The organism is Streptomyces tendae (assembly GCF_008632955.1).
Lineage (GTDB): Bacteria > Actinomycetota > Actinomycetes > Streptomycetales > Streptomycetaceae > Streptomyces.
In genome coordinates, this window is the sequence record NZ_CP043959.1 from 797149 (window position 1) to 810082 (window position 12934).

Annotated in this window: 9 protein-coding genes; 7 read left to right on the forward strand and 2 right to left on the reverse strand. The window is 75.2% G+C overall.

Annotated features, from left to right (window positions below; all coding sequences use genetic code 11):
- The first annotated feature begins 21 nt into the window (after window positions 1–21).
- The 6 genes from F3L20_RS03860 to sucD all read left to right on the forward strand — a co-directional run bounded on the left by F3L20_RS03860 (window position 22) and on the right by sucD (window position 8907).
- On the forward strand, window positions 22–1173 hold the full coding sequence (locus F3L20_RS03860; RefSeq protein WP_150152211.1) for an ATP-binding protein: 1152 nt from the start codon (window positions 22–24) through the stop codon (window positions 1171–1173).
- Window positions 1170–3536, forward strand: a complete 2367-nt coding sequence (locus F3L20_RS03865) for a DUF5682 family protein (RefSeq protein ID WP_150152213.1) — start codon at window positions 1170–1172, stop codon at window positions 3534–3536. The genes F3L20_RS03860 and F3L20_RS03865 overlap by 4 nt, the downstream gene beginning before the upstream one ends.
- Complete coding sequence (locus tag F3L20_RS03870; protein WP_150152215.1) at window positions 3533–4747, forward strand: VWA domain-containing protein; 1215 nt, start codon at window positions 3533–3535, stop codon at window positions 4745–4747. The genes F3L20_RS03865 and F3L20_RS03870 overlap by 4 nt, the downstream gene beginning before the upstream one ends.
- An 841-nt stretch (window positions 4748–5588) precedes the next feature.
- Entirely contained in the window at window positions 5589–6251 is a 663-nt protein-coding gene (locus F3L20_RS03875) for a hypothetical protein (RefSeq protein ID WP_150152217.1), read from the forward strand.
- Window positions 6252–6813: 562 nt separating this feature from the next.
- Entirely contained in the window at window positions 6814–7995 is a 1182-nt protein-coding gene (gene sucC, locus F3L20_RS03880) for an ADP-forming succinate--CoA ligase subunit beta (protein ID WP_145830010.1), read from the forward strand.
- A 27-nt stretch (window positions 7996–8022) separates the two neighbouring features.
- Window positions 8023–8907, forward strand: a complete 885-nt coding sequence (gene sucD / locus F3L20_RS03885; protein ID WP_145830011.1) for a succinate--CoA ligase subunit alpha — start codon at window positions 8023–8025, stop codon at window positions 8905–8907.
- Between the two features lie 91 nt (window positions 8908–8998).
- Here the strand turns inward: sucD and F3L20_RS03890 are convergent, their stop codons facing one another.
- Complete coding sequence (locus F3L20_RS03890; protein WP_150152219.1) at window positions 8999–10258, reverse strand: helix-turn-helix domain-containing protein; 1260 nt, start codon at window positions 10256–10258, stop codon at window positions 8999–9001.
- A 96-nt stretch (window positions 10259–10354) separates the two neighbouring features.
- On the opposite strand from F3L20_RS03890, the gene F3L20_RS03895 reads away from it, so the two are divergent.
- Window positions 10355–12094 carry a cell division protein PerM gene (locus F3L20_RS03895; protein ID WP_150152221.1) on the forward strand — a complete coding sequence of 580 codons (1740 nt, stop codon included), beginning with the start codon at window positions 10355–10357 and terminating at the stop codon, window positions 12092–12094.
- 39 nt (window positions 12095–12133) lie between these two features.
- Here the strand turns inward: F3L20_RS03895 and F3L20_RS03900 are convergent, their stop codons facing one another.
- Window positions 12134–12928: a hypothetical protein gene (locus F3L20_RS03900; RefSeq protein ID WP_150152223.1), complete on the reverse strand. Its 795-nt coding sequence runs from the start codon at window positions 12926–12928 to the stop codon at window positions 12134–12136.
- Between the last annotated feature and the right edge of the window lie 6 nt (window positions 12929–12934).

Genomic DNA, 12934 nt, shown 5'->3' on the forward strand with positions numbered 1-12934 from the left:
AGCTGGAGGGGGGACCCAGCCATGTCTGTGTCCGCAGAACCGACGTCCGTCGACCCGAGGCGGAACGGCTCCGCACCCGCGGACACGCGGCCGGCGGACACCCTGCGCCCGCACGCCGAGCACGCCTTCGCGGACGAACTCGCCGCGCTGGCCGCCCAGGACGACCGCCCGCGCCCCGCCCGTTGGCGCCTGTCGCCCTGGGCCGTCGCCACCTACCTGCTCGGCGGCACCCTGCCGGACGGCACCCTCATCAGCCCGAAGTACGTCGGACCGCGCCGGGTCGTGGAGGTCGCGGTGACCACCCTCGCCACCGACCGCGCGCTGCTGCTGCTCGGTGTGCCCGGCACCGCCAAGACATGGGTGTCGGAGCACCTGGCCGCCGCCGTGAGCGGCGACTCGACCCTGCTGGTGCAGGGCACGGCCGGCACCCCCGAGGAAGCCATCCGCTACGGCTGGAACTACGCCCGGCTGATCGCCCAGGGCCCCAGCCGCGAGGCCCTCGTCCCCAGCCCGGTCATGCGGGCCATGGCCGAGGGCCGGACGGCCCGGATCGAGGAACTGACCCGCATCCCGGCCGACGTCCAGGACTCCCTGATCACCGTCTTGTCGGAGAAGACCCTGCCCATACCGGAGCTCGGGCAGGAGGTGCAGGCCGTCCGCGGATTCAACGTGATCGCCACGGCCAACGACCGCGACCGCGGGGTCAACGAGCTGTCCAGCGCCCTGCGGCGCCGCTTCAACACGGTGGTGCTGCCGCTGCCAGGGACACCCGAGGCGGAGGTCGACATCGTCTCGCGCCGTGTGGAGCAGATCGGCCGCTCGCTCGACCTGCCGGCCGTGCCCGACGGCATCGACGAGATCCGCCGGGTCGTCACCGTCTTCCGGGAGTTGCGCGACGGCGTGACCGCCGACGGCCGGACCAAGCTGAAGTCGCCCAGCGGCACCCTGTCGACCGCCGAGGCGATCTCCGTCGTCACGGGCGGGCTGGCCCTCGCCGCGCACTTCGGCGACGGCGTGCTGCGGGCCGGTGACGTCGCCGCGGGCATCCTCGGCGCGGTCGTCCGCGACCCGGCGGCGGACCTGGTCGTCTGGCAGGAGTACCTGGAGACCGTCGTGCGGGAACGCGAGGGCTGGACGGACTTCTACCGGGCCTGCCGGGAGGTCGGTGCGTGAACGGTCGCGAGGCACCGGACGCGGGGCCACTGCTGCTCGGGGTGCGGCACCACGGCCCCGGGTCGGCGCGGGCCGTGCGGGCCGCGCTGGACGGGGCCCGGCCGCGCGTCGTGCTGATCGAGGGACCGCCCGAGGCCGACCCGCTGATCCCGCTCGCCGCGCAGGAGGACATGCGCCCGCCGGTCGCCCTGCTCGCCCACGCCGTGGACGAGCCCGGCCGGTCGGCCTTCTGGCCGCTGGCCGCGTTCTCCCCGGAGTGGGTCGCGCTCCGCTGGGCGCTGGAGCACGGGGTGCCCGCCCGCTTCATCGACCTGCCGGCCACGCACACGCTGGCCTGGGAGCGGGAGGAAGAGGAGGGGGAGGGAGGAGCGGAGGGGGAGGACGGCCCGGAGCGGGGCGCCGGGGCCGCGGACGAGGACATGCGGGTCGATCCGCTGGGGGTGCTCGCCGAGACCGCCGGGTACGACGACGCCGAGCGCTGGTGGGAGGACGTCGTCGAACACCGGGGCGCGGGCAAGGGCGACGCGCTCGCGCCGTTCACGGCCCTGGAGGAGGCGATGACGGCGCTGCGGGAGGAGTACGGCAGCGGCGGACACGGCCGGGACCTGATCCGCGAGGCCCATATGCGGCTGCGTGTCCGGGACGCGCAGCGGGAGTTCGAGGACGGCGTGGCCGTGGTCTGCGGAGCGTGGCACGTGCCGGCGCTGCGGCACCGTACGACCGTGGCCGCAGACCGGGCCCTGCTGAAGGGGCTGCCTCGTGTGAAGACGGACCTGACGTGGGTGCCGTGGACGCACCGCAGGCTGTCCCGGGCCGGCGGGTACGGCGCGGGCGTCACCTCCCCGGGGTGGTACGCGCACCTGTTCGATGCCCCGGACCGGCCGGTCGAGCGGTGGCTGACCAAGGTCGCGCGGCTGCTGCGGGCCGAGGACCGGACCGTCTCGCCCGGGCACGTCATCGAGGCCGTACGGCTCGCGGACACCCTCGCCGCGCTGCGCGGACGTCCGCTGCCCGGCCTCGGCGAGGCCACCGACGCCGTACGGGCGGTGATGTGCGAGGGCTCCGACGTCCCCCTGGCGCTGGTGCACGACCGGCTGGTCGTCGGCGACGTGCTGGGGGAGGTGCCGCCCACCGTGCCCGCGGTGCCGTTGCAGCGGGACCTGGAGCGCACCCGGCGCCGGCTGCGGCTGAAACCGGAGGCGGCCGAGCGGGAGCTGGACCTCGACCTGCGCAAGGACACCGACGCCGAGCGCAGCCGGCTGCTGCACCGGCTGCGGCTGCTCGGCATTGCCTGGGGCCGGCCCGCCGCATCGCGCGGCGGCACGGGCACCTTCCGGGAGACCTGGCGGCTGCGCTGGGAACCGGAGCTGGCCGTACGGGCCGCCGAGGCGGGGGTGTGGGGGACGACCGTGCTCGCCGCCGCGACCGCCAAGGCGGAGAGCGACGCGATCGCCGCGCGCGGCCTCGCCGACGTCACCGGCCTCGCGGAGCACTGCCTGCTGGCCGCCCTGCCCGGGGCCCTGCCGACGGTGATGCGCGTCCTCGCCGACCGCGCCGCCCTCGACACGGACGTCGCCCACCTCGCCCAGGCCCTCCCCGCCCTGGTCCGCTCGCTGCGCTACGGCGACGTGCGCGGCACCGGCACCGCGGCGCTCACCGAGGTCGCCGCGGGTCTCGCCGAGCGGGTCTTCGTCGGACTGCCGCCCGCCTGTGTCTCCCTGGACGCCGAGGCGGCCGAGGAGATGCGGGGCCACGTCGACGCGGTGCACGGCGCGCTGGGCCTGCTCGGCGACAGCCACGCGGCGGGGGACGGCAGACTGCGCGAGCGGTGGCGGTCCGTGCTGCGGAAGCTGTCGGCGCGGGACACCGTCCCGGGGGTGCTGCGCGGCCGGGCCGTACGGCTGCTGCTGGACGAGGGCCGGCTGGCGCAGGAGGAGGCCGCGCGGCTCATGGGGCTCGTACTGTCGCCGGGCACACCCCCGGCGCACGCGGCCGCGTGGATCGACGGGTTCGTCGGCGGCCCCGGCGGCGGGCTGCTCCTGGTCCACGACGAGCGGCTGTTCGGCCTGGTCGACCAGTGGCTGACGGCCGTCCCGGCGGAGGCGTTCACGGACGTACTGCCGCTGCTGCGGCGGACGTTCGCGGCGTACGAGCCAGGGGTGCGGCGCACGCTCGGCGAACTGGTGCGCCGCGGGCCGGGGGGACACGGCCGCACGGCCGGCGCGACGGCCGGGGCGCCCGGCTTCGGGCCGGGCCTGGACGGCGCGCGGGCGGACGCCGTACTGCCGGTGCTGCGGCTGCTGCTGGGACCGGACGGGGACGACGAGGGCATCCGGGCGGAGCGGGCGGGGGTGCCGCGATGACGGGGGAGCCGGTGACGCGGGAGGCGCACATGACGGGAACGCCGGAACCGGCGGGGGAGCGGCTGCGCCGCTGGCGGCTCGTGCTCGGCGGGGACACGGCCGACGGGACCGGACACGCCCTGTCCGGGCAGGACGCCGCGATGGACGGGGCGCTCACCGCGCTCTACGGCAGGGACGACACGGCGCGGGCGGGCCGCGAGCGGACGGGAGGACTCGGGGCGTCGGCGCCCTCGGTGGCGCGCTGGCTCGGGGACATCCGCACCTACTTCCCCTCCTCCGTCGTCCAGGTCATGCAGCGCGACGCCATCGACCGGCTCGGACTCGGCACGTTGCTGCTGGAGCCCGAGATGCTGGAGGCGGTCGAGCCCGACGTGCACCTCGTCGGCACCCTGCTGTCGCTGGTCAAGGCGATGCCCGAGACGACAAGGGAGACGGCACGGGCGGTCGTGCGCACGGTCGTCGAGGACCTGGAGCGGCGGCTCGCCACCCGCACCCGGGCCACCCTCACCGGCGCCCTCGACCGGGGCGCCCGCGTCCGCCGGCCCCGCCACCAGGACATCGACTGGAACCGCACCGTCGCGGCCAACCTCCGGCACTACCTACCCGACCACCGCACGGTCGTGCCCGAGCGGCTCGTCGGCCACGGGCGCGCCTCGCGGTCGGTCGAGAAGGAGGTCGTGCTCTGCGTCGACCAGTCCGGGTCGATGGCGGCGTCCGTCGTGTACGCCTCGGTGTTCGGGGCGGTCCTCGCGTCCCTGCGGTCGGTCTCCACCCGCCTCGTCGTCTTCGACACCGAGGTCGTCGACCTCACGGAGCGGCTGGACGACCCCGTCGACGTGCTCTTCGGCACGCGGCTCGGCGGCGGTACGGACATCAACCGGGCGCTCGCGTACTGCCAGTCGCGCATCACCCGCCCCGCGGAGACGGTCGTCGTGCTGATCAGCGACCTCTACGAAGGGGGGATACGCGACGAGATGCTCAGGCGGGTCGCGGCGATCAAGGCGTCGGGCGCGCAGTTCGTGTCACTGCTCGCCCTGTCCGACGAAGGGGCGCCCGCGTATGACAGGGAGCACGCGGCCTCCCTCGCCGCGCTGGGCGCACCGGCGTTCGCCTGCACCCCCGATCTGTTCCCGGAGGTGATGGCGGCGGCGATCGAGAAGCGGCCGCTGCCGATACCGGACGCGGAGGACGGATCCGACTCCCGCCTGTGAAAACGGACATGAGTGCCCATCGGTGACGGAGGGCTTGCGGGACCGCGGGCGTTGCGTGCAAGGATCGGGGCCGTTCGACCGAGGACTCGTGAAGATGCCCGGTGGTTCCGCAGTCCGGAGAGGGAACGCCCTGTCGACCTGGCCAGCAGCAGCCGTGCCCGGGGCCGCTGCGCGCGCGGTGTGCGCGGCGGCCCGGCGGCGTGCGGTCCGGCTGGCGCTGGTGGCGGGCGCGGTGTTCCTGCTCGGGCTCCTGTGCGGGGAGCGGGCCGCCGCGGCGGACGGCCCGCCGCAGCAACGGTTCCCCTCCGGCGGGGGACCGGTACGGGTCGACGCGGAAGGCGTCCGTTCACGTGTCGACGCCCTGACCGCGCAGCGTACGGACGTGGCCGTGCATACCCGGCCACGGGCCGAGGGGGCGGTGCGGGGCGCCGCGCGCGAAACGGGCGTGAGGCTCGGGGCCGGGTCGGGCAGCCGCGCCGCGGAGGCGCCGGTGGTGCCGACGGCCGGCGGGCGGGCGGCGGGTCCCGCCCGTGAACAGGCCGCGCGGCCGGTGGTGAAGCCGGCGACGCGACGGGCCGCCCCGCCCGCTACGGGACGGCTCACCTCGCCCCTCATGGAGCGGCTCCCGCGTCGCGCTGTGGATCAGGTCGTACGGCCGGTCGGGGATCGGCTCGTCGGGCCGCCTACGGAACGGCTCACCTCGCCGCTCACGGAGCAGCTCCCGCGTCCCATGGTGCAGCGGGTTTTGCGGCCCGTCGGGCAGCAAGCCGTCCGGCCTGTTACGGAACGGCTTGCCCCGCCCGTCCGGGAGCGGATCCTGCGACCTGTCGCGGATCAGGTCGTGCGGCCGGTCGTGGACCAGGGCGTGCGGCCGGTCGGGCAGCGAGTCGTGCGGCCCGTGGTGGACCAGGTTCTGCGGCCGACCGGGCAGCGCATCGTGCGGCCCGTCGCGGAGCCGATTCTGCGGCCCGTCGTGGGGCAGGTGCTGCGCCCCGTCGGGCAGCTCGTGCGCGGGGTGACGGAGGAGCTGGGCGCGGGCACGGTGACCGTGCCCGCCCCGCACCTCCCGGGTCTCCCGGTGCGTCTGCTCCCCACGCCCCACGCCGCCGGACCCCAAGCACCCCCCGCCCCGCCGTCCGCCCCGCACATCCGCGACGGACGTGCCCAGGACACTCCCGCGACCCCCGCCACCCACGGCCCCGCGGCCGCAACCTCGGCCTCAGTACTCGGCACCCACCCCACCCCCCGCCCCGACGGGCAGCACCCCGCCCCCGCCGCCCGGGCGAGCTCGCCGCAGGTGCCCCGCACCCCCGCCGAAGGCGCCCCCGACGGGACCCTCGGCAGCGGTTCCGCCGTCGATCAGGGCACCGCGCGGCACGGCGACCCCGGTGCCGTCCCCGCGTACCGCCGCCCCACGCCCCGGCTCGTGCCCGGCGCCACCGTGCGCGCCGACGCCCCGGGGACGCGGGACCACACCCGGGACGTCCCGGTCCCGCCCGCCTAGGCCGTACGGACCGCCCCCTGCGCGGGCGCGCACCCGTACGGACATTCACCGTGTCCCGGCCGAAACCGCCGTGGACCGCCGCTCCCGATGTCCCCGGTCGCGCACCCGCCTGTCACCCGTTCCTGACTCACGGGTAACAAAGGACTCCGCGGGGAAGGACCCGGAGAGCCGAAAGCCGTCGGCTCGTCCGGCGGCGACCTCGCGGAGGGGAGGCCGGCCCCATTGGGGAATGGAGGCCGGCCGCCCCGCAACCCCGGATCACGGCTTCACCGCCCGTCCGGGTTGTTCGGCAGGGCCTCACCGGGCCAACCCCAGCCCGGTGAGGCCCCTCACGTCTGGCACGCCGTGCCGGAGAAGCCGACATCATGTGACAGGTATCACCGCTCACGTGTGACTCGCGATTTAGAGAGGTCACCCGTGCGGCGATAACCTGCGAGGCGGACATGCCGCGCGCTCGGACACCGTGTGCGCCTCCCTTGTGACAGAGCGGACGTCACGTTGCCCTTCGCGGCACGCCCACGCATCCAACGAACCGCGAGATCACTGATAGGGACGGAAGCGCGTGGACCTGTTCGAGTACCAGGCGAGGGACCTCTTCGCCAAGCACGATGTACCGGTGCTGGCCGGTGAAGTCATCGACACGCCTGAGGCGGCCCGCGCAGCCACCGAGCGTCTCGGTGGCAAGTCCGTCGTCAAGGCCCAGGTGAAGGTCGGTGGCCGCGGCAAGGCCGGCGGCGTGAAGCTGGCCGCGAGCGCGGACGAGGCCGTGGCCCGTGCGACCGACATCCTCGGCATGGACATCAAGGGCCACACGGTCCACAAGGTGATGATCGCCGAGACGGCCCCGGAGATCCTGGAGGAGTACTACGTCTCCTTCCTCCTCGACCGTGCCAACCGCACCTTCCTCTCCATCGCGTCCGTCGAGGGCGGCATGGAGATCGAGGAGGTGGCGGCCACCCGTCCGGACGCCGTCGCCAAGATCGCGATCGACGCCATCGACGGTGTGGACGAGGCCAAGGCCCGCGAGATCGTCGAGGCCGCCAAGTTCCCGGCCGAGGTCGCGGACAAGGTCGCGAACGTCCTGATCAAGCTGTGGGACACCTTCATCAAGTCGGACGCCCTCCTCGTCGAGGTCAACCCGCTCGCGAAGGTCGCCTCCGGTGACGTCATCGCCCTGGACGGCAAGGTGTCGCTCGACGACAACGCCGAGTTCCGTCACCCCGAGTACGAGGAGCTCCACGACAAGGCCGCGGCGAACCCGCTCGAGGCCGCCGCCAAGGAGAAGAACCTCAACTACGTCAAGCTCGACGGCGAGGTCGGCATCATCGGCAACGGCGCGGGTCTCGTCATGAGCACCCTGGACGTCGTCGCGTACGCCGGTGAGAAGCACGGCAACGTCAAGCCGGCCAACTTCCTGGACATCGGCGGTGGCGCCTCGGCCCAGGTCATGGCCAACGGCCTCGAGATCATCCTCGGCGACCCGGACGTCAAGTCCGTCTTCGTCAACGTCTTCGGCGGCATCACCGCCTGCGACGAGGTCGCCAACGGCATCGTCCAGGCCCTGAAGCTGCTGGAGGACCGAGGCGAGGAGGTCACCAAGCCCCTCGTCGTCCGCCTCGACGGCAACAACGCCGAGCTCGGCCGGCAGATCCTCACCGACGCCAACCACCCGCTGGTGCAGCGCGTCGACACTATGGACGGCGCGGCCGACAAGGCCGCCGAGCTGGCCCACGCCGCCAAGTAAGCACTCAGGACGAGGACAGAACACACCATGGCTATCTGGCTCAACAAGGACAGCAAGGTCATCGTCCAGGGCATGACCGGCGCCACGGGCATGAAGCACACGAAGCTCATGCTCGGTGACGGCACGAACGTCGTGGGCGGCGTGAACCCGCGCAAGGCGGGTCAGACCGTGGACTTCGACGGCACCGAGGTACCCGTTTTCGGGACCGTCAAGGAGGCCATCGAGAAGACCGGCGCCAACGTCTCCGTCATCTTCGTGCCGGAGAAGTTCACCAAGGACGCGGTCGTCGAGGCCATCGACGCCGAGATCCCGCTGGCCGTCGTGATCACCGAGGGCATCGCCGTGCACGACTCGGCCGCCTTCTGGTCGTACGCCGGCAAGAAGGGCAACAAGACCCGGATCATCGGCCCGAACTGCCCCGGCATCATCACGCCGGGCCAGTCCAACGTCGGCATCATCCCGGGCGACATCACCAAGCCGGGCCGCATCGGCCTGGTCTCGAAGTCCGGCACGCTGACGTACCAGATGATGTACGAGCTGCGTGACATCGGCTTCTCGACCGCCGTCGGCATCGGTGGCGACCCGATCATCGGCACCACGCACATCGACGCGCTCGCCGCGTTCGAGGCCGACCCCGAGACCGACCTGATCGTCATGATCGGCGAGATCGGCGGCGACGCCGAGGAGCGTGCCGCGGAGTACATCGCGAAGAACGTGACCAAGCCGGTCGTCGGTTACGTCGCGGGCTTCACCGCGCCCGAGGGCAAGACCATGGGTCACGCCGGCGCCATCGTCTCCGGCTCCTCCGGCACCGCGCAGGCGAAGAAGGAGGCCCTTGAGGCCGCCGGCGTCAAGGTTGGCAAGACGCCGACCGAGACCGCCAAGCTGGCGCGCGCCATCCTCGCCGGCTGAACCGCCGGCGCGACAGCGCACCGTACGGGTGGGCCCGTTCCCCGCAGGGGGGACGGGCCCACCCGTCGTTCCGTCCCGGTGCGGCCCGGGCTCAGCGGGCCTGCGGCGTCAGGCGCTCCGGGCCGTGGTGCGGGGCCTCGCGCAGACGGTCGCGCCGGTCGTCCGACAGCGGTCCCGGCGCCATCCGCGGCGGGACGCCCTGGACCGTCTCGCCCGGCGGCACGGGCGGCACGTAGTGCGTGGGAGCCGTGTGCAGCGTCAATGCCGTGGCGCCGATCAGCACGACCGTGAAGGCCGTCGCCGTCCGGGTCCAGAAGCGCGCCCGGCGCTCGCTGCCGCCACGTACCGCCGACGGCTCCGCCGCCCGCAGCCGCCCCGTGGACGCCAGCTCGGCCAGCCGGTGGTGCAGCTCCCGCGGGTCGGCCAGCTCCGGCACGCGCGCGGCGAGGGTCTCCCTCGCGTACATCAGCCGCCCGGCCGTCGCCCGCGTACTGGCCTCCGTCTCCGCCGCCGTCTCGGGCAGGCCGAGGCCGACGCCGTCGTACAGCACGAGCGTGCGGCGGTACGACGGCGGCAGGCTCAGCAGCCCTTCCAGCAGTGTGCGGTCGTCCTCCTCCGGCGGCGGGGGCTCGGGGTGCCGGTAGCGGCGGCGCAACCGGTGCCACGGCGAGAGGGCCCACTCGTGCGCCGCCGCCCGCACCCAGCCGGCCGGGTCGGGGTCGCGGGCCACCTCGGGCCAGTGGTCCCACGCCCGCTGAAAGGCCCGCTCCACGGACTCGTGGGCAAGGTCGCGGCGGCCGGTGAGGAGATACGCCTGCCGGACGAGGGCGGGGGCGCAGTACGCGTACAGCGCGTCGAAGGCCTGAGCTGGCGTCAGGTACGGGAAGGCCTCGCAGCCGGCGGCGGACCGCACCCACGAGGGAGCCCTGCGCTCGCGCACGGGCCCCGTCCCGGACGGCTCCAGCACGAACGCCTCGAGGTCCGGCGCCACCGCTCCGTCCGCGCCGCCGCCCCCCGTCCTCTCCGGACGGACCGTCACCATGGCCGCCACCTCTCTCACCTGACGGCCCACCGGCTCGGCGGACGCCCCGGTCACCGTCACCGCGTCCGCCGCCGCCCCGCCGTCCGTCGCCGCCCCGCCGTCCGCCGTCGCCTTGAGGCCGGCCAGCAGTTCCGCGTACGCCTTCCGGTTCCGGCCGCGCGGTGCGCTGCGGCCGGATTCCCACGCACGCACCGTGTCGGGCCGTACGCCGACCCGTTCGGCGAGCTGAGCGCGCGTCAGCGAGCCCGCCTCACGCAGGCGTCGGCGTTCCCTGGGCGGGGGGAGCGGAGGGGCAGGGCTCCGCGTCACTGGGCGTCCCTCAGTACAGAAAAGTACATAAACGTATATTGAGCGACACAACCGGGCTTCGCTCGTTACGCCGCATAAGCGCGTGTCGTTGGGAGCATGGCGGGCGTGATCCAGACGACCGTCCGCCGTTCGCTGCCGGCCTCCCTGCTCCTGCGGGTGCGCCACCGCTCGCCGGGGCTGGCCTCCGGGCTCGCCGGGGGTGCCCTCGCCGCCGGGCTGGGCCTCGCGGCGTGCACCGTCCTCGTGATGCTGCTGTGGGTCAGCTCGCCCTACCCCGACAGCGGGCCCGGTGGCGCCCTGCACGTCGCGACGGCGCTGTGGCTGCTCGCGCACGGCACCGAACTGGTCCGCGTCGACACCCTCTCCGGCGGCCCGGCCCCGATGGGCGTGCCCCCGCTGCTGCTTCTCGTGGTGCCGGTGTGGCTGCTGCACCGGGCGGCCCGCGACGCCGCCGAGGGCGGCGCCCGGGACCATGCCCGGCTGGTCCCCGGCCGTACCGCGTGGACCGGTGTCGTCCTCGGCTACCTCGCCGTCTCCGCCCCCGCCGCCCTCTACGCGGCCGGCGGCGCGCTGCGTCCCGCGTGGCCGGGGACGGCGGTGTGCGTGCCGCTGGTCGCCGTGGTGGCCGCCGGGACCGGGGTGTGGACCGCGTACGGCCGTCCGAGCGGGCCGCTGGAGCAGCTGCTGGGCACGGTGCTGCCCCGGGGCGTACGCCATCTGGTGCTGGGGCCGGACGGCCGCCCGGGTGTCGCGGCGCGGGCGGCGGCGGCCGGGGCGGCGGTGCTCGTCGCGGGCGGGGCGGTGCTGCTGGCGGTGTCGCTGGGCGCGCACGCCGGGGAGACCCGCTCGGCGTTCGGGCGGCTGACCGAGGGCTGGTCGGGGTGGCTCGCGGTGGGGCTGCTCTGCCTCACCCTGCTGCCGAACGCCGCCGTGTGGGCGGCGGCCTACGCCCTCGGACCCGGCTTCCTGCTCGGCGCCGGAACCCCGGTCACGCCGCTCGCCTCCGGGGCGGCGCCGCTCCTGCCGCCGTTCCCGCTGCTGGCCGCGGTGCCCGACCCGGGCGCGGGCACGGCGGTGCACTGGGCGGCCGGGGCGGTGCCGCTGGCGGCCGGTGCGGTGGTGGGCCGGTGCGTCGGCCGCGGGGCCGCGAGAGGCGGCGGACCGCCCGCCGCCGCCTGGACGCCGGGCCGGACCGCGGGCGCGGCGGCCCTCGCGGCCGGGCTGTGCGGGGTGCTGCTGGCACTGCTCGCGGGGCTGGCGGGCGGACCACTGGGCACGGACGCCCTCGCCCGGTTCGGGCCGGTGTGGTGGCAGGTGGGCGCGGCGACGGTGGTGTGGATCGCGCTGACGGCGGCCGTCAGCGCCCTGACCGTACGGGCCTGGCGGCGTCGGCGGCTGTACCGGCGCGGGGACGGCCGTCCGGGCCGTGCTCCCGCGCCGCGCCGTCCGGTCCTCCCGCGCGCCGTCCACCGGACCCGGCGCCCCCGCCACCGCTGGTTCAGCCGGAAGCGTGCCGGGATCCCCCGGCCGGCCGCACCGGTCGCCCAGGACGACCCGTACCTGCTGCTCGACCACGACTACGACCGCGACGACTACGACCGCGACGGCACCGCCGGCCTCCGTCCGCGGCCCGCGCCCGGCCACGACCGGCGGCCCCCCGTCACACCGGCGACGGACCCCGCGCCCCCGCGCGGGCTCTCCGACCTGCCGGGGCTCGATCCGGACGACGACGACCCCTGTCCGCTCCCCGGCGACGACGACGGCCCGCCCTCGGCCCTCGACGTACGCCAGTGGCGGTCGGCCCCCGCGAACGGAGAACCCCGCCCGCCCGCGTGAGCGGACGGACGGGGTTCGGCAGCCTTCGAGGCCTCTTGATCAGCTCTCCTCGTCCAGCAGCCCTCGCCAGAACTCCGGCAGGTGCTCGCCGCAGGACTGGCGGGCCTGCTGCGTGAGGGAGTCGCTGGTGCACTCGTAGTAGTCGCTGAAGACCAGGCGGGCCGTGAAGGACCCGGCCACCAGAACCAGCGCCAGCGACGCCGTGACCAGGCCGCTCACCGCGGCCGTGGTCTGCGGCCGGCCCTTCTGCCGCTCGGGCGCCGGGGTGTCCGGGTCCTGCGCACGGGGCTTGGCGCGCAGGGCGCTGATGCTCCAGTACAGGGCCAGCGCACCCAGCAGCAGCGCCAGGTACGTCCAGCTGAAGAGGGCGAAGAAGAAGGCCCACATGCCGCCCAGCAGGGCGTAGCGCGCGCGCCGCTGGGCCGGGTCCGTGGGGTCCCAGCGCATGCCCGGACCCGGCTGGCCGCCGCCGCCCTGGCCCTCCGGTCCGCGCGGGCGCTCGCCGAAGCCGCCGGAGGAGCGGCCGGGCTGGCGGTCGCTCCAGTTGCGGCCCCACGGGGAGCGGTTGCCCCCGTCCTCGCCGCCCGAGGGGTGCCGGGGCTGCCAGGGGCGGTCGGGCGTGCCCTCCGGCGGGGGCGCGAACGGATTGTCGTCCTGGCCGGCCCCCTGGCCGCCTCGGGAGTCCTGGCCCTGGCCGTCACGGCGGTCGTCGCCGTCGCCGCGGGGGGCGTCGGGCGGCGAGGAGGGGCGCTCCCGCAGCAGCACGGCGCCACGCTCCCCTCCCTGGGCCGACTGCTGGGGGAACGTGAGGAGTCGCAGGCTGCGGTCCGGCATCAAGTG

Coding starts and splice junctions, on each gene's coding strand:
- sucD (WP_145830011.1), top strand. CDS start 8,023: ATGGCTATCTGGCTCAACAAGGACAGCAAGGTCATCGTCCAGGGCATG.
- F3L20_RS03895 (WP_150152221.1), top strand. CDS start 10,355: ATGGCGGGCGTGATCCAGACGACCGTCCGCCGTTCGCTGCCGGCCTCC.
- F3L20_RS03860 (WP_150152211.1), top strand. CDS start 22: ATGTCTGTGTCCGCAGAACCGACGTCCGTCGACCCGAGGCGGAACGGC.
- F3L20_RS03900 (WP_150152223.1), bottom strand. CDS start 12,928: ATGCCGGACCGCAGCCTGCGACTCCTCACGTTCCCCCAGCAGTCGGCC.
- F3L20_RS03870 (WP_150152215.1), top strand. CDS start 3,533: ATGACGGGGGAGCCGGTGACGCGGGAGGCGCACATGACGGGAACGCCG.